At 56.1% G+C, this 19,153-nt stretch carries 21 protein-coding genes; 8 read left to right on the top strand and 13 right to left on the bottom strand.

Features of this window, described 5'->3' with window-relative positions:
* The first annotated feature begins 29 nt into the window (after positions 1–29).
* Complete coding sequence (locus GHO03_RS05780; protein WP_016779698.1) at positions 30–1,247, top strand: argininosuccinate synthase; 1,218 nt, start codon at positions 30–32, stop codon at positions 1,245–1,247.
* Positions 1,248–1,304: 57 nt separating this feature from the next.
* On the opposite strand, the gene GHO03_RS05775 is transcribed toward GHO03_RS05780, so the two are convergent.
* Positions 1,305–2,096, bottom strand: a complete 792-nt coding sequence (locus GHO03_RS05775; protein WP_153399369.1) for a hypothetical protein — start codon at positions 2,094–2,096, stop codon at positions 1,305–1,307.
* Positions 2,097–3,088: 992 nt separating this feature from the next.
* Here GHO03_RS05775 and GHO03_RS05770 point away from each other — a divergent pair.
* Positions 3,089–3,715 (top strand): response regulator transcription factor, encoded by a 627-nt coding sequence (locus tag GHO03_RS05770; protein WP_095002959.1) that lies wholly within the window; start codon positions 3,089–3,091, stop codon positions 3,713–3,715.
* Positions 3,716–3,800: 85 nt separating this feature from the next.
* Here GHO03_RS05770 and GHO03_RS05765 read toward each other — a convergent pair whose 3' ends face one another.
* The 4 genes from GHO03_RS05765 to metG all read right to left on the bottom strand — a co-directional run bounded on the left by GHO03_RS05765 (position 3,801) and on the right by metG (position 8,035).
* The gene (locus GHO03_RS05765) at positions 3,801–3,983 is read right to left on the bottom strand and encodes a PA3496 family putative envelope integrity protein (RefSeq protein WP_016779702.1); all 183 of its coding nucleotides are present in this window, start codon (positions 3,981–3,983) and stop codon (positions 3,801–3,803) included.
* A 106-nt stretch (positions 3,984–4,089) separates the two neighbouring features.
* A complete protein-coding gene (gene nth, locus GHO03_RS05760; protein ID WP_095002960.1) occupies positions 4,090–4,728 on the bottom strand; it encodes an endonuclease III in 639 nt (212 codons plus the stop codon).
* Between the two features lie 58 nt (positions 4,729–4,786).
* Positions 4,787–5,779, bottom strand: coding sequence for an electron transport complex subunit RsxB (rsxB, locus tag GHO03_RS05755; protein ID WP_095020403.1), 993 nt, complete (start codon positions 5,777–5,779; stop codon positions 4,787–4,789).
* Positions 5,780–5,983: 204 nt separating this feature from the next.
* Positions 5,984–8,035, bottom strand: a complete 2,052-nt coding sequence (gene metG, locus GHO03_RS05750) for a methionine--tRNA ligase (protein ID WP_153399367.1) — start codon at positions 8,033–8,035, stop codon at positions 5,984–5,986.
* 181 nt (positions 8,036–8,216) lie between these two features.
* Between metG and apbC the strand changes: the two genes are divergently transcribed.
* Positions 8,217–9,311: an iron-sulfur cluster carrier protein ApbC gene (gene apbC, locus GHO03_RS05745; protein WP_153380370.1), complete on the top strand. Its 1,095-nt coding sequence runs from the start codon at positions 8,217–8,219 to the stop codon at positions 9,309–9,311.
* A 198-nt stretch (positions 9,312–9,509) separates the two neighbouring features.
* Here the strand turns inward: apbC and GHO03_RS05740 are convergent, their stop codons facing one another.
* Entirely contained in the window at positions 9,510–9,719 is a 210-nt protein-coding gene (locus GHO03_RS05740; RefSeq protein ID WP_002554837.1) for a cold-shock protein, read from the bottom strand.
* A 352-nt stretch (positions 9,720–10,071) separates the two neighbouring features.
* Here GHO03_RS05740 and dcd point away from each other — a divergent pair, with 352 nt between their 5' ends.
* Complete coding sequence (dcd, locus tag GHO03_RS05735) at positions 10,072–10,638, top strand: dCTP deaminase (protein ID WP_016779707.1); 567 nt, start codon at positions 10,072–10,074, stop codon at positions 10,636–10,638.
* A 93-nt stretch (positions 10,639–10,731) separates the two neighbouring features.
* Positions 10,732–10,938, top strand: coding sequence for a hypothetical protein (locus GHO03_RS05730; RefSeq protein WP_095002964.1), 207 nt, complete (start codon positions 10,732–10,734; stop codon positions 10,936–10,938).
* Positions 10,939–10,950: 12 nt separating this feature from the next.
* On the opposite strand, the gene GHO03_RS05725 is transcribed toward GHO03_RS05730, so the two are convergent.
* The 7 genes from GHO03_RS05725 to GHO03_RS05695 all read right to left on the bottom strand — a co-directional run bounded on the left by GHO03_RS05725 (position 10,951) and on the right by GHO03_RS05695 (position 17,328).
* Positions 10,951–12,072: a succinylglutamate desuccinylase/aspartoacylase family protein gene (locus GHO03_RS05725; RefSeq protein WP_095002965.1), complete on the bottom strand. Its 1,122-nt coding sequence runs from the start codon at positions 12,070–12,072 to the stop codon at positions 10,951–10,953.
* Between the two features lie 165 nt (positions 12,073–12,237).
* Positions 12,238–14,700, bottom strand: a complete 2,463-nt coding sequence (locus GHO03_RS05720) for a penicillin acylase family protein (RefSeq protein WP_153380368.1) — start codon at positions 14,698–14,700, stop codon at positions 12,238–12,240.
* Positions 14,701–14,780: 80 nt separating this feature from the next.
* Complete coding sequence (locus tag GHO03_RS05715; RefSeq protein ID WP_095002967.1) at positions 14,781–15,422, bottom strand: glutathione binding-like protein; 642 nt, start codon at positions 15,420–15,422, stop codon at positions 14,781–14,783.
* 202 nt (positions 15,423–15,624) lie between these two features.
* Positions 15,625–15,834 (bottom strand): SEC-C metal-binding domain-containing protein, encoded by a 210-nt coding sequence (locus GHO03_RS05710; protein ID WP_086795965.1) that lies wholly within the window; start codon positions 15,832–15,834, stop codon positions 15,625–15,627.
* 7 nt (positions 15,835–15,841) lie between these two features.
* A complete protein-coding gene (locus tag GHO03_RS05705; RefSeq protein WP_095002968.1) occupies positions 15,842–16,327 on the bottom strand; it encodes an LEA type 2 family protein in 486 nt (161 codons plus the stop codon).
* A gap of 22 nt (positions 16,328–16,349) precedes the next feature.
* Positions 16,350–16,826 carry a YchJ family protein gene (locus GHO03_RS05700; protein ID WP_095002969.1) on the bottom strand — a complete coding sequence of 159 codons (477 nt, stop codon included), beginning with the start codon at positions 16,824–16,826 and terminating at the stop codon, positions 16,350–16,352.
* A gap of 4 nt (positions 16,827–16,830) precedes the next feature.
* The gene (locus GHO03_RS05695) at positions 16,831–17,328 is read right to left on the bottom strand and encodes a DUF6231 family protein (protein ID WP_095019457.1); all 498 of its coding nucleotides are present in this window, start codon (positions 17,326–17,328) and stop codon (positions 16,831–16,833) included.
* A gap of 157 nt (positions 17,329–17,485) precedes the next feature.
* Here GHO03_RS05695 and GHO03_RS05690 point away from each other — a divergent pair, with 157 nt between their 5' ends.
* The 3 genes from GHO03_RS05690 to GHO03_RS05680 all read left to right on the top strand — a co-directional run.
* A complete protein-coding gene (locus GHO03_RS05690) occupies positions 17,486–18,178 on the top strand; it encodes an OmpA family protein (RefSeq protein WP_095002971.1) in 693 nt (230 codons plus the stop codon).
* A 126-nt stretch (positions 18,179–18,304) separates the two neighbouring features.
* Positions 18,305–18,583 (top strand): DUF1145 domain-containing protein, encoded by a 279-nt coding sequence (locus tag GHO03_RS05685; protein WP_095019456.1) that lies wholly within the window; start codon positions 18,305–18,307, stop codon positions 18,581–18,583.
* Positions 18,576–19,153 (top strand): collagen-like protein (locus GHO03_RS05680; protein ID WP_153399365.1); only part of this gene is annotated, 578 nt, incomplete at its 3' end. The genes GHO03_RS05685 and GHO03_RS05680, both read left to right, overlap by 8 nt.

Genomic DNA, 19,153 nt, shown 5'->3' with positions numbered 1-19,153 from the left:
GCTTTTCGAACAACCCGTGGAGTGATGGCATGGCGGACGTAAACAAGGTCGTTCTGGCTTATTCGGGCGGCCTGGACACTTCGGTGATCCTGAAGTGGCTGCAGGATACTTATAACTGTGAAGTCGTAACCTTTACCGCTGACCTGGGTCAGGGTGAAGAGGTCGAACCTGCACGTGCCAAGGCGCAAGCCATGGGCGTCAAGGAAATCTACATTGATGACCTGCGCGAAGAGTTTGTTCGTGACTTCGTTTTCCCGATGTTCCGCGCCAACACCGTTTACGAAGGCGAGTACCTGCTGGGTACATCCATTGCTCGTCCGCTGATTGCCAAACGCCTGATTGAAATCGCCAATGAAACGGGCGCCGATGCCATTTCCCACGGTGCAACGGGTAAAGGTAATGACCAGGTTCGCTTTGAACTGGGTGCCTATGCCTTGAAGCCAGGGGTGAAGGTTATTGCTCCTTGGCGTGAGTGGGACTTGCTCTCCCGTGAAAAGCTGATGGATTACGCTGAAAAGCATGCAATCCCGATCGAGCGTCACGGCAAGAAAAAATCCCCGTACTCGATGGATGCCAACTTGCTGCATATCTCCTACGAAGGTGGTGTGCTCGAAGATACCTGGACTGAGCACGAAGAAGACATGTGGAAGTGGACCGTCTCTCCGGAGAACGCTCCTGACAAGCCGCAGTACCTGGAACTGACCTACCGTAATGGCGACATCGTTGCGCTGGACGGTGTTGAGATGACACCTGCGACTGTTCTGGCAACGTTGAACCGCATTGGTGGCGAACACGGTATCGGCCGTCTGGATATCGTCGAAAACCGTTATGTTGGCATGAAGTCCCGTGGTTGCTATGAAACCCCGGGCGGCACCATCATGTTGCGTGCTCACCGCGCCATTGAGTCGATTACTCTGGATCGTGAAGTCGCTCACTTGAAAGACGAGTTGATGCCAAAGTACGCCAGCCTGATCTACACCGGCTACTGGTGGAGCCCTGAGCGCATCATGCTGCAACAGATGATTGATGCTTCGCAGGTTCACGTTAACGGTGTTGTTCGCCTCAAGCTGTACAAAGGCAACGTGATTGTTACCGGTCGCAAGTCTGACGAGTCGTTGTTTGATGCCAACATCGCAACCTTTGAAGAGGATGGCGGTGCTTACAATCAGGCCGATGCTGCCGGCTTCATCAAGTTGAATGCATTGCGCATGCGTATTGCTGCAAATAAAGGGCGCAAGTTGTTCTGATACAGCTCGCCTGGTAAAGCCCCAGCCAATTGGCTGGGGCTTTTTTTTGCCTGCAATTCAGGTATTTGTTTGGGGGCGGGGTGAGTTAAGCAGGGTGAATCTGTGTGCGTCGGTGTTGTAGCTGATAATGGTTGTATGGTTGATGGATGACGTATGTTTGAAGTTGTCGATGGCCCGTCGAATAGTTTCCTGAGGAATACTGGAGTGCTGGTTGGTAAGCAGTAGCAGTACAGCATGTCTGGGGGGCGTGTTTTTATATTTGCGGGTTGCTTTGTAATAGATATGTAATACCTCTTCGGCAGTGCCTTTATGAGGGGAGAGCAAGTGCAGGTAGTTCAGGTCCATAAGATAAAGTGTTTTTAACTCTGAGCCCTCTCTCCATGCATGACTCTTGGCAAAGAATGTTGCGTGCGCTCTTTCGGGGGGTGGAAACGGGGGAGGGTCTACGTGGTGGACTCTTTGGCCTTGAAGGAAGATGTTATGGGGTCTGTATAAGCTGTACGGGGAGCCTGAAGGGCAGGCGGGTATAAATAGTTGTGCGGATGTACTTGTGCTTGCAAATGAATTGCCTTGCTTCAGGCAAGGGCCAGTCGGCTGAGAGAACCCTTCCGGAGTATTCTCGGCTTTGGATAAGTCAGCGGGGGTATAAAGTGTTTTGTTATTGAAGTTTAAGGTCAGGAAAAACAACGTGATCAGAAGTGATGGGAACACAATCAGGAACCATACGTATATTTTTTGATGCTCACTGTCGATATAAGGGAGATAGACTGCAGCGGACGCTTCCGTCAGCATTGAAAAAACAGCGATAACGGTAAGTGGGTGGTTGATTTTTAAGGTGTTTTTTATCATGAAAGTGCCTTTTGGTAAAAGTCGGAATGATAAGGAAGAAGGCGCTTCTTGGCGGTGTATGGCCAGCTTGGAGTATCTGTGCAGGGTCAATGTAAGTCGGGTGATTGGTTCAGCGCTTTCTTCAGGGAGTTGCTAGCGTTTTTTAAAATTAGTCGTGTTTTTTTTAAGGCGCAAATCAATTGCATGAGATTGTGTCGCGCCCGGCTGGCGGAATTTATCGATTTCTTGAATAAGAGGTTTGTTTTTGTAGGGGGGCTGTCGTTATCAGATCGGACCTTGTTAAAGGGCGTTAAGTGTTTTTTGTAAAGGGTGTAAGGTTTTTAGTCAGTGACTGATTTGAATGATAAGTCTGAGAGGGAGTTGTAGGTGGATGAACGTATCTATCGAATATTTATTTTTATCTTGGTTGGGTTTGCCTGGGCGAACGTCTTGCCGTTATTTTAGCGTGATTTAATGCTTTAGGTGTTTTCCTAATGATTTGTAGTCCGATTCTGTAAGCATGAAATTGTAATATTTTCCCTTGGAAAAATAGTAGATTTAATTTGAATGAACATTGAGATTTGTCACTGTGTTTTTTGTGGTTTTTAATGGGGGTGGGGCATTTTATTTGGGCGGCAGGCCATGGGGGTGGGGTATGTAGTTGAGTTGTCAGGCTGTTTGGTCAGATTTTTGAATGTGTTTTATATCTGGTTTTTTGAATGTGTCTTAAGTGGGTGCGATTTCGTTATCTGTGTGAAAGTGTTGCAGTTCTATGTTGGGTTTTTATTTTAATTCTCGGCGCTTTCTTGAGTTTCGGTCTTCCCATGTCTGGCAGCTTGTGACGAAAGTGTGTGGGGGGCGTTTCAATGGGCGATATCTGTAGGGTTGATCTCCAATATTTGTAGGAAATGTCTTTGGTTGTTGATGCTTGAGGGGGTGCTATGCCCAGTTTGTTGCGACTAGGCTATGGTGCTGGTTCTGAAAATTCGAACAGCGATAAATTGGAATGGCCCATGAATAAAGTGCTGATCGTGGATGATCATCCTGTAATTCGTCTTGCTGTGCGTATGCTCATGGAACGACATGGCTACGAGGTTATTGCAGAGACGGATAATGGTGTGGATGCTTTGCAGCTTACGCGTGAATATGCGCCTGATATCGTAATTCTGGATATTGGAATACCTAGGCTTGACGGGCTTGAAGTTATAGCGCGGTTGTCCACACCGGCAGTGCCTATCAAGGTGCTGGTGTTGACTTCACAAGCCCCGGGTCACTTTTCCATGCGTTGCATGCAAGCCGGTGCAGCCGGTTATGTATGCAAGCAGCAGGACTTGACTGAACTGTTGAGTGCAATCAAGGCCGTACTGTCTGGCTACAGTTATTTCCCGAATCAAGCCTTGCACTCAGTACGTTCAAGCTTGGGGAATGCCAGTGAGGCAGATATGGTCAATCGCCTTTCTGGGCGAGAAATGATGGTGTTGCAGCAGTTGGCACGTGGAAAGAGTAACAAGGAAATTGCGGATGGCATGTTTTTGAGCAATAAAACGGTGAGCACCTACAAAACGCGCCTTTTATTGAAGCTTAATGCCCGTTCACTTGTAGATTTGATTGAGCTGGCACAGCGCAATGGCCTGGTGTGAAGAGAGGGGCTTGAAGATGTAATACCCCAAGCCCCCTGAGCAAAAGCCTCCACAACAGGAGGCTTTTGATGCCGTATCTCCGGGATTACAGGTCGTATCCATAATCTTCCAGCTCTTTTCTGAGCCGTTTTTCTTCCAGCAGTGCGTCAATGGTGCGGCGTTTGGCCAGATTGGTTTTAGCGACCTCGACAACAGGCTCTACGACTTCGTCCGAATCGACTACTGCGAAATCTTCCTCTACTTCCAGTTCTTCTTTGCCAGTGCTCATTCAATTCACTCCAGGCTAAGACAGCTAATGGCGCCCCTTATAGCGATAATCGCTCGTTGGGTAAAAAAGATTTTCTCAATCGATCAGCCCATAGAACGCCTATCACTCAATCATCAGAGGTTTTTTCCTTGAAATCGCACAGGTCTTCTATGCGACAACTGCCGCACCGAGGCTTGCGCGCCTGGCACACGTAGCGCCCGTGCAGGATAAGCCAGTGATGGGCGTCCAGCAGGTAGGGTTTTGGTACGTACTTCATGAGGTTTTTTTCGACCTCCACCACGTTTTTGCCAGGGGCAATACCGGTTCGGTTGCTGACCCTGAAAATATGGGTGTCTACAGCCATTGTCAGTTGCCGGAAAGCTGTATTGAGCACAACGTTTGCCGTTTTACGACCTACCCCGGGCAGTGCTTCAAGCTCTTCTCGGGTCTGTGGGACCTGGCTGCCATGGCGCTCAATCAATAAACGGCAGGTTTCGATCACGTTCTTGGCCTTGCTGTTATACAGGCCAATGGTCTTGATGTAGTGCGACAGTCCTTCCACTCCCAGAGCGTAGATGGCTTCTGGTGTGTTGGCGACCGGAAACAGTTTGGCCATTGCCTTGTTAACGCTGACGTCAGTGGCCTGTGCAGACAGGATCACGGCGATAAGCAGTTCAAAAGGCGATGAATAGGCCAGTTCGGTTTTAGGTTCAGGGTTGTCTTCGTGAAACCGGCGAAATATTTCAAGGCGCTTTACGGCGTTCATGGTTAAAAACGTTCCTGAAGAGCAGTCCGATAAACGGTGGGGCGCTTATATGGTTTTTTCAAGTCTTGCCCGGATCCAGCGCATTGAGTGCGGATTCTGCCTGAGTGACAGCGTCAGCCAAAAGTGTCAGCTCGGTGCCGGACACCTCTTGGCCCATGGCTTTTTTAAGTTCGGCGCGGCGCATGGCCAGCTGGATTTTTGCCCGTTTGAGTTCGGCAGTATTGGCTATCGGTGCGGGTGTGGCGGCCAGGGGCATTGACTCCAGTTGAGCCAGTGCCTGCTGCGCGGATTCAAACTGCTGTTGCAGAATAACCAGCTGAGATTGCTGCTGTGCGGTTGGCGGATGCCCGAAGGCCTTCAACGATTTGTTCAATTGCGCGCGGGCCATGGCCAGAGTGACCTTGGCTTTTTTAAGTGCGGCGTCATTGAGGCTGCCTGATGCTGCCCCGGGGAAATCCGTTTGCGTGCCGCTGAGAGTTGCTGCAGGCGGGCGCTGGGCACGGGCAAGGCGTTCAGCTTGCCTGTGCAGCTCTTCGTGGCGCAGGCGTTCGTCGCGCGACTCGAAGCGCTTGCGGGCATGCTCGCGTTTCTGGTTACGGGCGTTGAACTGCTCTTCATTCTGAGCGAGGCCGCCGACAATCGGGATGACATTGGCAGGCAGCGGGTGCATTTCGATGCAGTCCACCGGGCATGGCGCAACGCAGAGATCGCAACCGGTGCATTCATCGATAATCACGCTGTGCATCAGTTTGGCGGCGCCAAGAATGGCATCGATCGGGCAGGCCTGAATGCATTTGGTGCAGCCGATGCATTCGGCTTCGCGAATATAGGCCACTTGCGGTGGGGCCTGGCCGCGATCGGTATCCAGTTGCAGTACGGGAACCCTGAGCAAGCTGGCCAGTGCAGCAATGGTTTCGGCACCGCCAGGCGGGCACTTGTTGATTGCCTCGCCTTGAGCAATACCTTGCGCATAGGGTTTGCAGCCAGGATGGCCGCATTTCCCGCATTGAGTTTGCGGCAGTAAAGCATCAATACGTTGAATCAGGCTCATGGTGTGATCAGTCCAGCTACAGCGGGTCGCATCTGGGCGACGCTCAACATGCGCAGAGATAATTAGGGGCGTGACGGTCAAGCGTGGGTGCAAGATCGTTCAGCTCGGTAAAGACGGCTGATTATCCGGCATGACGGGAGGGGCGGCTACTGATGAACAGCGTCTGGTGGCCTGCAGGCCACCAGACGGTGCAAAGGGGCAGTGTTACTTGATGCGCTGACCTGGCTTGGCGCCGCTGTCCGGGCTGAGCAGGTAAATTTCTTCACCGCCAGGGCCGGCAGCCATCACCATGCCTTCAGATATGCCAAAGCGCATTTTGCGTGGCTTCAGGTTGGCGATCATCATGGTCAGACGACCTTCAAGCTCGGCCGGGTTCGGGTAGGCGCTCTTGATTCCCGAAAACACGTTGCGTTGCTCGTCGCCAATATCCAGGGTCAGGCGCAGCAGCTTGTCGGCACCTTCAACCGCTTCGGCCTTGAGAATCAGCGCGACGCGCAAGTCCACGGCAGCGAAGGTATCGAACTCGATTTCTGCGGCCAGCGGCTCCTTGACCAGTTCGCCGTTGCCCTGTGGTGCAGCGCTGCCGGTGTCGGTCTGGCTGGCGACCAGGTCTTCTTTCGAAGCATCGGTCATGGCCTGGACCTTGACCGGGTCGATACGGGTCAGCAATGGCTTGAATGCGTTCAATTGGTGGTTGGCCAGCAACACCTGGTGATCGTTCCAGGTCAGGGGGTCGACATTCAGGAATGCCTCTGCATCGGCAGCCAGTACTGGCAGGACCGGCTTGAGGAAGATGATCAGCTGGCGGAAGAGGTTGATGCCCAGTGCGCAGACCGCCTGAACTTCAGCTTGCTTGCCTTCAACTTTGGCCATTGCCCAAGGAGCCTTGTCAGCGATCCAGGCGTTGGCACGGTCGGCCAACGCCATGATTTCACGCATGGCACGGGCGAAGTCACGGGCTTCATAGGCCTCGGCAATGCTTGGTGCGGCGGCCAGGAACGCTTCGGTCAGTTCGGGAGCAGCATTGCCCTCGACCATCACACCGGCGTTACCCTTGTGAATAAAGCCTGCACAACGACTGGCGATATTGACCACTTTGCCGACAAGGTCCGAGTTGACCTTCTGTACGAAGTCTTCCAGGTTCAGGTCCAGGTCATCAACCCCGCGACCCAGCTTGGAGGCGTAGTAGTAGCGCAGGTATTCCGGTGCCAGGTGGTCCAGGTAGGTGCGGGCCTTGATAAAGGTGCCGCGGGATTTGGACATCTTCTGGCCGTTGACGGTCAGGTAACCGTGAACGTTGATGGCAGTAGGCTTGCGATAGCCTGCGCCTTCGAGCATGGCTGGCCAGAACAGGGCGTGGAAGTTAACGATGTCCTTGCCGATAAAATGGTACAGCTCGGCGGTGGAGTCCTTGGCCCAGTACGCGTCGAAGTCCAGATATGGACGGCGGGCGCAGAGGTTCTTGAAACTGGCCATGTAGCCGATTGGTGCGTCCAGCCATACATAGAAGTACTTGCCTGGCGCGTCCGGGATCTCGAAGCCGAAGTACGGCGCATCGCGGGAGATATCCCACTGTTGCAGGCCGGTATCCAGCCATTCGGCGATCTTGTTGGCTACAGCATCCTGCAGGGCGCCGCTGCGGGTCCAGCTTTTGAGCATGGCATCGAAGTCGGGCAGCTTGAAGAAGAAGTGCTCGGAATCCTTGAGCACCGGAGTGGCGCCGGAGATGGCGGACTTGGGATTCTTCAGATCGGTTGGCGCGTAGGTGGCGCCGCATTTTTCGCAGTTGTCGCCGTACTGATCGTCAGTGCCGCATTTAGGGCAGGTGCCCTTGATGAAGCGGTCGGCCAGGAACATTTTCTTTTCCGGGTCGAAGTACTGGGTGATCGAGCGGGTAGCGATATGCCCGGCTTCGCGCAGCTTGATGTAGATCGCACTCGACAGCTCACGGTTTTCTTCGGCGTGGGTCGAGTGGAAGTTGTCGAAATCGACGAGGAACTCGGCAAAGTCGGCGCTGTGTTCAGCCTGGACGTTGGCGATCAGCTGCTCGGGGGTGATGCCTTCTTTCTCGGCGCGCAACATGATGGCCGAGCCGTGGGCATCGTCTGCGCAGACATAAGTGCACTGATTGCCGCGAAGTTTCTGGAAGCGCACCCACATATCAGTCTGGATGTACTCAAGCATATGGCCAAGGTGAATTGAACCATTGGCATAGGGCAGGGCGCTGGTGACTAAGATATTGCGTGGCTCGGACATGGGGCTCGGCTACTTGATGAGACGGTGGTCGGCCACTATAAAGCGCCGGGCAATATATTTCACCCCGTGCTGGCGTATCTGATCGTTTGTGCTGTTTTTGTGCGGTTCAAAAGCCTGCTGCCGGTGGTTTATTACAGGTACGATAGCGGCCTGTTTTACTCAGTCTTTACGGGAGTTGCCCATGAGCGCAGTTAATCGCGCAGCGGTGGAGGCCGTCCTTCGCCAATACACCGACCCTTATCTGAATCAGGATCCGGTCAGTGCCGGATGCATCCGCAACATAGAGGTTAAGGGTGAGCGCGTCAGTGTTCAGCTTGAACTGGGTTATGCCGCCGGTCTGTTCAAGGGTGGCTGGGCGCAGATCCTGCAAACCGCCATCGAAAACATGGATGGCGTGACCTCGGCCAAGGTCGAGATCAACTGCGTGATTGCGGCGCACAAGGCGCAGGCGCAAATCCCGGGCCTGGCCAATGTGAAGAACATTGTGGCCGTGGCTTCCGGCAAGGGCGGTGTCGGCAAGTCCACCACCGCAGCCAACCTGGCACTGGCGCTGGCCCGTGAAGGTGCGCGGGTGGGGATTCTGGACGCGGATATTTATGGTCCGAGCCAGGGCGTGATGTTTGGCATCGCTGAAGGTACGCGGCCGAAGATTCGTGATCAGAAGTGGTTCGTGCCCATCGAAGCCCATGGCGTTGAAGTCATGTCGATGGCCTTTTTGACTGACGACAACACGCCGATGGTGTGGCGCGGTCCGATGGTGTCGGGTGCGTTGCTGCAGCTGGTGACACAAACGGCCTGGAATGACCTTGATTACCTGGTCATTGATATGCCACCGGGTACCGGCGATATCCAGCTGACCCTGGCACAGAAAGTCCCGGTGACCGGGTCGGTGATTGTGACCACGCCGCAGGATCTGGCTTTGCTGGATGCACGCAAGGGTGTCGAGATGTTCCGCAAGGTCAACATTCCGGTGCTGGGTGTCGTGGAGAACATGGCGGTACACATTTGCTCGAACTGTGGTCACGCAGAGCATCTGTTCGGTGAGGGTGGGGGGGAGAAGCTGGCAACGCAATATGGCGTTGAGGTGCTGGCCTCGCTGCCGCTGTCGATGGAAATCCGCGAGCAGGCCGACAATGGCAAGCCAACAGCGGTGGCTGACCCCAACAGCCCGGTTGCCTTGATCTATCAGGAGCTGGCCCGACAGGTGGGTGCGCGTATTGTCCTGCATGAAGCGGCTTCGCAGGCTATGCCGACCATTACGACCACTGACGACTGAATTGCGATGCAATACCTGTAGTCGCTGACGAGGTACGAGGCTGCGATAAGGCCCCCAGGGCCTTCAGAAATTGGGGCCGCTATGCAGCCCATCGCCGCCTCGTGCCTCTTCAGCGACTACAAAATCGTGCCTGGGTTTATTACGGGCATAAAAAAACCCCGCTTTTAAGGGCGGGGTTTTTTACTGGATCAGTACAAGTTAGATAACTTGAACTTCCTCAGCTTGCATGCCTTTCTGACCGCGAGTAGCGATGAAAGAAACCTGTTGGCCTTCTTTCAGGCTTTTGAAGCCGTCGGATTGGATAGCTTTGAAGTGAACAAACAGGTCGTCACCGGATTGTGGAGTGATGAAGCCGAAGCCTTTTTCATCGTTGAACCACTTAACGGTACCAGTTTGGCGATTAGACATGGTGTAACTCCTTGAACAAAGATAACTGCGACGCAGGAAAAGCCCTGGCCGAGACTGAGTGCAAAGAGCAGGAAAAATTCTTGGAGATGGTTGGATCGAAATTCAACATATCGTGTAGAGATTCTCAGTGACACAAGCAACACAGTGGCGCCACCTTAACGCTTTTTTCCGAACGTGCAAAGGGTCTTTGCGAAGGATTATCCAAAAACGTGACTGACGGTTGCCCTCACACCCTGTATTCAGGGGATCTCAAGCTAATTTCGATATTTTTTCCCCAGATTTTTGAACAGGGCCTTGGGGGGCGGTAAGATGCCCAACAGAATTTTCTACCTCGCTATTCAGGACACCCGCCATGAGCATCAAACCAGACAAGTGGATTCGCCGCATGGCGCAAGAGCACGGCATGATCGAACCTTTCGTCGAGCGTCAGGTGCGTGAAGAAGGCGAGAACCGTCTGATCTCCTACGGCGTTTCGAGCTACGGCTATGACGTTCGTTGCGCAAACGAGTTCAAGGTCTTCACCAATATCAACTCGGCGACCGTTGATCCAAAAAATTTCGACGCGGGCAGCTTTGTCGATGTCACCAGCGACGTTTGCATCATCCCGCCAAACTCCTTCGCCCTGGCACGCACCGTTGAGTACTTCCGTATTCCGCGCAATGTGCTGACCATCTGCCTGGGTAAAAGTACCTACGCGCGTTGCGGCATCATCGTTAACGTGACGCCACTTGAGCCCGAGTGGGAAGGTCATGTGACCCTGGAGTTTTCCAACACCACGACATTACCGGCCAAGATCTACGCCAATGAAGGCGTGGCACAAATGCTGTTCTTCGAATCTGACGAAGAGTGTGAAGTGTCGTACAAGGACCGTGGCGGCAAGTATCAGGGCCAGCGCGGCGTGACCTTGCCTCGCACCTGACGAACAGAGGGAATTCTTGAGCGCAAATGCACTCTATTGAGTGTATTTCCGGTTACGCATCCAGCGAGCCGGATCATCGCTCAGGAGTGCCTTATGAAGATTGATCCGAGTATCCGCGCCCAACTGGCAAACCTCGAGCCCAATCAGGTCGGGCTGCTGGCCTGGTCTCTGCTGGCCTTTCCACAGCTGCATGCAGGTGGCATCCCCGGCCAGCCTGACCCGGACAGCCCGCAACCGATCGAACCCGAACCGGGCGTGCCAACGCTGCCTGACGAGCCTCCGCCTGCGCCGGTTGCCTGATCCCGTAGTGGCTCAAGGCGATAGCAGATAACCGCTACGATAGGCTTCGCGGCCTGCCACGTGGGCAATCACCATGCCTGCGGTGGCCATTCGCCGCTGAGAGCGGGCATACAGCAAACCTGCGCTGGCGCAGTAAACCGGTGTGAGCTTGTCGCTGATGGGGTCAATGATCTCGGCAATCAACTGGCCAGCGCACAGATACTCCCCCGGCCTGGCATTGAACACCAGCAGCCCGCCTGCCGGTGTTGCCACGGGCTCTACGCCGGCCAAAGGGGTGGCGGGGTAGAGAAGGGGTGGCAAAGGCACGGATTCTCCGTCAATCGCGCCAAAATCGATCAGATAATCAATCAGCGCCTGGCAGTCGTGCCCTGCATGGCTGTGGTTCACATCTGCCAGGCCGCGTAATTCCAGGGTTACGGAAAAGCTGCCCTGGGGAATCGCATAGCAATGACCGAAACGCTGCTGTAGTTGCCACCACAGCAGGGTGAAGCACTCATCGAACGACAACCCGCCGGAGTCCGTTGCCAGCAGGCTGGCTTGAGCGCCGAGGTGGCGCGCCAGCGGTTCGACCTGCGGCCAGGCTTCAGGCGTGGTGTACAGGTGGGGTACGGCCTCATAGTCGCAGTGCAGGTCCAGCACCATATCGGCATCGCAGGCCAGCGTTTGCAGGGTCAGGCGCTGGGAGTGCAACTGCGTTGTCGGCACTTGCGCTGACAGCAGTTCGCGCAAGCGACGGCGGATTAATTGCAGGTTCTGTGCGGGATCATCGCTGAGCTGGCCTTCAAGCTCATCACCAATCTGCGTGCTCAGGTCCAGGAAGTTACGATTGAAGTTCTGCCCGCTTTGCAGCTCGTAACGCCCCAGCGGGATATCCATCAAGACCTGCTCAAGGCCAGCCGGGTTGGCCACTGGTACCACGACTATCTCAAAGAGCAACCGTCCCGCCACCTCAAGCTCTGCAAGGCGCTGCTTGAGGTGCCAGGCGACCAGCATCCCGGGCAATTCATCCGCGTGCAGTGAGGCCTGGATATAGATCTTGCCTCGGGGCTGGGCAGGCCCGTAATGAAAACTGTGAATAAGCCGTTCAGTGCCCGGGACAGGTGCCAGCAAAGGATGAATTTGATGTCGCTGCATGGAGACGTCCTTGTGAGCCAAGTTCAGATGGCCAGACAGTAGCGCTGTGCCAGTCGCCCCAATCGAAGCATATTATGGGCGACATACAAATGAAAAATTGCACCTTTTACTCAGCATATGCCCTCTCCCGGCTTTGTGCATGAGAGGGCAGGCTGTGGCTCTCGGTTACTTGCCCGGAACCAGGGTCAGACGGGTCTTGCCGTAGGTCTTGTCGAAGTTCTGCGGCTGCATCGGGAAGCTGATGTACTGCCCTTTGAGCCACGGATCGATACCGTCGGTGTAGTGCGGGCTGGCCGGGTTACTCGATTGCCCGGTGCTGTTTTGCGCCATCATCGGTTCGACCTGGCCGAAGTCGATGATCATGCGCATGGCCGGTATCTGCGTCACCTCGAAGTTTGCGCCCGCGAGGTGGTAGGCCGCCGTATTGAGGGTCGTATGATCGCCGCCTGCCATAACGGGGGCGCGAACAGTCTGGCCGTTGGCATTGCGCCATACGTACTGATGCAGCTTGCCCCACTGCCATGCTTTGTGATCGTTGCCCATCAGGCTGTCACCGATGCTGATCGCCCCGGCCAGGCTGCGGGCCAGAATGGCCGGTTTGTCTTCTTTTTGCGTGGTGCGGCTATCGTCCCAGAAAGGACTGTCTTCGCGGCCCAGCAAGTGATCGGCTACCGCCGGGTAAGACAGGTTGCTATTGGCCACAAATGCCTGCCAGCTGGCGCTGTTCTCGGGGTCCAGTTCATCCAGGAAGATCTGCCGGGTGCTTTCCTGCAAAAACAGTTCGTACACTGCCGCATCGGCCGAGTTGGCGCCGAGCTTGCCGTCAAATGCCATCAGCCGGCCAAGAGCTTCACGGGCTTTGGCCTGTTCTGGCGCGGGCAATGCCGCGATCGCCTGTTTCAGAGGCTGTGCCATGCCGGGGGCGCTGAACATGGTTTTCAGCTTGGCTGCGAACAGCGTGGTCTGGTCGTACTGCATGGCTATCATGCTGCGGGCGTCCTGTTTGCCACTGCCTGCCAGTTGCGCAAGGCGTTCGCTGCGCTCAGGTGACAGCCACGAGTTGGACAGTTGCATGCCGTAGCCATAGGCGGCCGTACGCTGGTTGGCGGTACCCAGCCAGCCCTGGGTCGGGTCCTGGTCGTAGGGGTGCAGCATCGGGTCGGCGTAACCTTCCCAATCGTAGCGGCCATCCCAGCCCGGCGACGGGAACAGGCCAAGGCCTTCACGGCGGTTGGGGTAGAGCCCGGTCACTTGCCAGCCGATATGGTTGGCGTCGGCATACAGCAGGTTCAGCGCCACAGCGCGGATTTCACGGCTGGCATCCGAGGCTTTTTCGCTGTTCTGGGCACGGGACAGGTCAAAAAATGCGTCGAGGGTTTTGTCGCCCTGCAAGTCCGGGGTTTGCAGGGCAAGGCCCAGGCTACTGTTCAGGGCATTGGGGCTGCCCAGGGTGCTGTTGAGCAAAGGCCCGTGGCGGGTTTCGTAAATTACTTCGCGAATCGGACGCTGACCTTTGACGAAAAAGGTTTCGTTGCGCACCGTCGCCGGTAGCCACTTGCCGTTCGCCATGTAGTACAGGCTGCTGCCCTGGCGTTTGAGCTTCTCCAGGAACACATCCTGGTTGTCGCCCATGGCCATGCTCATACCCCATGCCACCTTGCCGTTGAACCCGGCAAACAGGGTCGGCAAGCCCGCAATGGTTGCCCCGGCAGCCTGGTATTTGGGGGCGCGAATCTGCACGTAGTTCCAGGCCGAAGGCACGCCTATGGGTTGATGGATATCGTTGGCCAGCAGGCTCTTGCCACTGCGGCTGCGCTGCGGGCCAATGGCCCAGTCGCTGGATGCCGTGACACCTGGCAGGCTCAGTTGCTTCACCTGTTCAAGGGCCTGGGACACGCCGCTCAAGCCTTGCAACTGGCTGCCCAGGGCCAGGCCCTTGAGCTTGTCGGCTTCGCTGCTGGGCAGGGCTTCGTTGGGATAGGTTGGCATCAGCCAGGGCAGTTTGTCGGTGCCGACTTTTTGCGTAAGGGCCAGGGCGTTGAGTTCTTCTTGCAGGTTGACCGACATGCCGAAGTTCAACAGGCTGAAAATCAGCGCCGAGTCCTCGGGTTTCCAGTACTCGACCTTGTAGCTGGCCTGCGCCAGATCGGCCGGCAATTTGTCGCGGTAGCGGAACAGGTAGGCGTTGACTCCGCGAGCGTAGACTTCGAAAAACTTTTTAAGTCGCGGTGAGGCGCTTTTATAAAGCTCGTCAGCGTTCTTTTTCAGATTGACGGTGCGCATCAACCGGTCGCTTTCCAGTGCATCAACGCCGTTGAGCTCGGCCAAGCGGCCTTGGGCCAGCAAGCGCAAACGCACCATCTGGCTGATTCGGTCACCGGCATGCACATAACCCAGGGTGAACAGGGCGTCATGGAAGCTGCTGCTTTCGATCAGCGGCATGCCCTGGATGTTGCGGCGTACCGACACGTTCTGTGCAAGGCCCTTGAGCGGTTGCACGCCAGAGGCTGGCACCAGGCTTTCAGTGGCATGGTTGTTTATCTGGCAACCGGCCAGGCCCAGCAGGCTGACCATTGCCGCGGCAACGCCGAACCGGGGTAGTAAAGAAGTAAAGGCTGGCGAGGCCATGGCAAAGCTCCTGCGGGGGTGGTGTCATCGAAAGCCGCTACGTTAGTGAGGCCGATGACACCGTGCAAGCGCTATATGCACTACTTCGGCGGGTTGATTTTATCCACCAGTGCGTAGGCACGTTCTGTAGCCGGGCGCGCCTTGACTCGCTGGAACCAGGCCTTCAGGGCCGGGAAATCATCCAGGTTCTGCCCCTGCCATTCATGGGGCACGATCCACGGGTAAATCGCCATGTCGGCGATGCTGTATTCGTCACCCGCAACAAACTCGCGGCCTTCCAGCTGTTTGTTCAATACGCGATACAAACGGGCCGTCTCTTCGGTGTAGCGTTTGATCGCATACGGGATTTTTTCCGGTGCGAAGCGGTTGAAGTGATGATTTTGCCCGGCCATTGGCCCCAGGCCACCCATTTGCCAGAACAGCCATTGCAGGGCCATTTGCCGGCCGCGCAGGTCCTTTGGTAAAAATTGCCCGGTTTTTTCCGCGAGGTACAGCAGGATCGCGCCGGACTCGAACAAGGACAGTGGCTCGCCACCGTCGGCCGGTGCCTGATCAACAATGGCCGGGATGCGGTTATTCGGGGCTATCTTCAAAAAGTCCGGAGCAAACTGTTCATTCTTGCCGATATTGATCGGATGAACCTTGTAGGGCAGGCCAGCTTCTTCAAGAAACAATGAGACTTTGTGGCCGTTGGGAGTGGTCCAGTAATAAAGATCGATCATGAAGGGCTCCAGAAGGGAATGTTCACCCAGCACCTGACGACCATCAGAGGCGGTCATCGACTGTGGGCTGTCAGTTTTACCCCCAAAAGCGCGTCGGATGAAAGCAGGTCATGGTTTGTGACGCACTTTTTCATAAAGCAAAAACACAAACGCCGCACAGGACACTGGACCCTGTGCGGCGTTTGCAAAGCGTCCCGAGGGATCAGGCGCCGTGGCACTTCTTGAATTTCTTGCTGCTGCCGCACGGGCAGGGATCGTTGCGGCCAACGTCTTTCAGCTCGTTGCGCACAGGCTCTTGAGGTGCATGGCCGCAATGCGGGCCATGTACATGACCGTGATCGTGGTCATGGGTGTGGCCATGATCATGATCGTGGTTGCAGTCGGGGCCATGAACGTGGGGTTGTTGGGTCATTGCTCAATCACTCTGGAATAAAATCGCCGGGGATTATCTCGCCTTTGCGCGTCAGGTGCACGTCGTAACCGTAGAACAGCCCGGTTTGCAGTGTGCCCTCGAGTCGGTAGGGGATTGGCTGGTCGGGTGTTTCAAGCAAATTGACCAGCGGGCGCACCTGCGGCCAGAGGTTGGTACGCACCGGTATCACGTACATGGCGCTGCTGTTGGGTTGCACGCTGAACCAGTGTTCGTTCTCACCTTCGGTCAGCTTGATGGTGCCCAGATACACGGCATAGCTCAGGCCGCGTACGGTCAGTGTCGAGTCATTGGGGTTGTCGACCCGAAAATGCAGCCTGAAGCGCTGCTCCAGCAGCTTGGCCTGCACCAGTTCGACTTTTTCCAGATGCACGTCCGGGTCCTTGTCGCCTGAGTCGAACCAGGAGGTGCATCCCGATACCATCAGCAGCATGGCCAGGGCGATTGTTTTTATTGTTCGGGCCCGCACGTCCATTGTTTAACCCTCAGAGTCCAGCCTATTGACCGAAAAAACCGGCACAGCATTTTTTGAACTTCAGCCCGCTGGCGCATGGGCAAGCGTCGTTGCGCCCGACCTTGAGCGGTACGGTGGGGTCGATGAAGTACCAGCGCCCGGCGCTTTGCACAAAGGATGAGCGCTCGCGGTGGCTGTGCTCACCATTGGCGTCGTGCCAGCGTGCAGTAAAGGTCACAAAGGCGTGTTCCGGTTGGCCGCCGAACACTTCGCTGCTTTCAACGGTCAAGCCCAGCCAGGTGCTCTGCGCGCTCCAGTCGGCAATGGACTGGCGATCCAGCCCGGCTTGCTGCACAGGCAGGGTGGTGCTGACCAGGTAGTCGACAAGCCCCAATACATAGGCGCTGTAGCGTGAGCGCATCAGGGTTTCGGCGCTCGGGGCCGGGTGGCCGTCATGATAGTGCCCGCAGCAGGCTTCCAGCAGGTTGCCGCTGCCGCAGGGGCAAATGGATGTGCTCATCGGGTTACCACCAATACTTGCCAAAGTTTTCCGGGTTTGCCCAAAACCTGGCGTTTAGCCAGTCGGGTACTTGTTTGTATTCGCGCAAGTCGTAAGTAAAGAGCGTCAGGACTTGCTCGTCACGCTGAAACCTCTCATTGCTTTGTAAAGCAAGGGCGTAAAAGTCGGTTTCTTTCCAATTGCAGGCTGTGAGATCCGCCAGCACGGCAATGCGACTGGCATTGAGGTTGCGAATGCCGCCCAGCAATTGCAGCCCGCTGTTTTTGGGCAGGTGCTCCAGGCAGTCGATCACCAGTGCCAGGTCAAAGCGTTGCGCTGCCAGGTCTTCGGGCAACGGGCCAGGCGCTGCTCGGGCCACCTGTGCGCCGGGGTGCGCAGCCTCGAAGGCGGCCAGTGCCGGGAAACTGCTGGCCCCGACCACGAGCAGGCGTTGTGGCGCATAACGATCCAGCAAGGCCGCCAGCGCTTGCTGGGGTGTACGTGTAGAAATACCGGGCGTCATCGAAGGTCCTCACTTAGAGCGTCCAAGACTAGCCTGCGCAAGCCGCGCGGCCTAGTGGGCTGTTGCCGCTACTGTCACTTTGCTGGCGCACACCCTGAGCGCAGTCTTTACTTTGCCTTGCATCGGCCAAACGCCGCCCCTCAGGAGAGACCCTTTTATGAGCATCATAAGAACAGCAGTACCTCTGGTTGTTCTCACCGGCGTATTAACGGGCTGTGCCGGGTTGCAAAAAACTGACTGGCCCACCTGTGCTGCAGTCGGCGGTGTGGGCGGGGCGGCCTTGGGTGCAATAAAAAGCTCGGCCTGGGCGGGGGGTGGTGCCGTATTCGGTGCGGGCATGGCCGCGGCTTACTGTTGGGTACACGGTGACGGCGATGCGGATGGCGACGGTGTTCCGGACAGTCGCGACAAGTGCCCTGATACGCCCCAAGGCGTGAAAGTCGATGCTGCGGGCTGCCCGATTGTGGCCGTGGTGGTGGTTGAAGAAGTGGTGGTCGTCAAGCAAGAGGCCATTGTAGTACGTGATGTGAATTTCGAATTCAACTCTGCCCGGTTGACTGCGGCGGACAAGGAAAAGCTCAATATCATAGCCGCGCGCCTAAAAAAAGACGCCGCCAACGCCCAGTTGAAGGTCACAGGGTATACCGACAGTGTGGGCAATGAGGCCTACAACCTGAAACTGTCCAAGGCACGGGCGCAGTCGGTGGTTGAGTACTTGATCGACAGCGGTGTACCGCGCAGCCAGTTTGTTTCCGTGGAGGGAGCCGGTGAGTCGAACCCTGTGGCCAGCAATCAGACCCCTGAGGGCCGCGCCCAAAACAGACGTACCGAGATTCTGATCATTCGTTAACCCTTGGTATCGCCGCGGTTTTGCCCGGGCCAGTCGAAGTTGCGGCGAATCTTTTTATGACGGTCTATGGCGTCCTGCTTGTACAAGCCGTTAATGTGCGCCAAAGAACATGCTAAAGGCGGATGTATGAGGGTGCTTTGGGGGCTGGGTAAAGCATTGACACTGATAGTTTGGGCCTTGGTGCTGAGTAATCTGTACCAGCCCTTGGTCTACCCGTTCGATGTGCTGATCAACCTTGTTGGCAGCCTGTTGGTGCTGACCCATGGGCTTGAGGTGCTCTTGTTCAAAGGTCGCCTGCAAGGCCGCCGCCATCCCTGGCGTGATCGCCTGTTGATTCTTGTGTTTGGAATTTTTCACGCACATACCCTTCCTGCCTCCCGCGAACGAGATTCCAGCCATGCGTAAGTTATGTTTGTTGGCTGCCTTGTGCAGCCCTTTTGCTCAGGCCGAGGTCGTCTCGGTCGAGGCCAACTCGATGATGCGCCTGCCCGCTAACGTCAGTGTATTGCGCCTGGAAAAGCTTGATGTTGCTGACTACGGGACGTTATTGATTCCAGCGGGGATCACCCAGGTCGATATCGACCAACTGCAGCTGGGTCGTGAAGCACGCATCACTATCGTTCCTGCCGAGCACGGCATCGCGCTGCGGGTGGCGCGTGCCGAACTGGGCGAGGGCAGCCAGATCAATGCCCGTGGCGCCACCGGTACCTTTGAAAAGCCTGCGCGGCCAGCCCGGGACCTGAGCCTGCGAATTGAGTCACTGCAAGCGCCGCAACTGTCCATTGATGCCCGTGGCGGTACGGGAGCGCCGGGTTTTGCCGGGCTTGATGGCGGTAATGGCGAAGAGCCAGGCTGTACTTGGGGCGCGGCGGGCTCCGGAGCCAATGGCGACAATGGAGGTAACGGGCAACCGGGTGCGGCCGGCGGGCAGGTGCGGGTTGAGCTGCCGCGTGACTACCCGGCCGAACAAGTCCG

The sequence above is a fragment of the Pseudomonas sp. FSL R10-1339 genome (assembly GCF_009600545.1).
GTDB lineage: Bacteria > Pseudomonadota > Gammaproteobacteria > Pseudomonadales > Pseudomonadaceae > Aquipseudomonas > Aquipseudomonas bubulae.
Note: the sequence above shows the minus strand (reverse complement) of the source record. Positions and strands in the feature narration are given on the sequence as shown.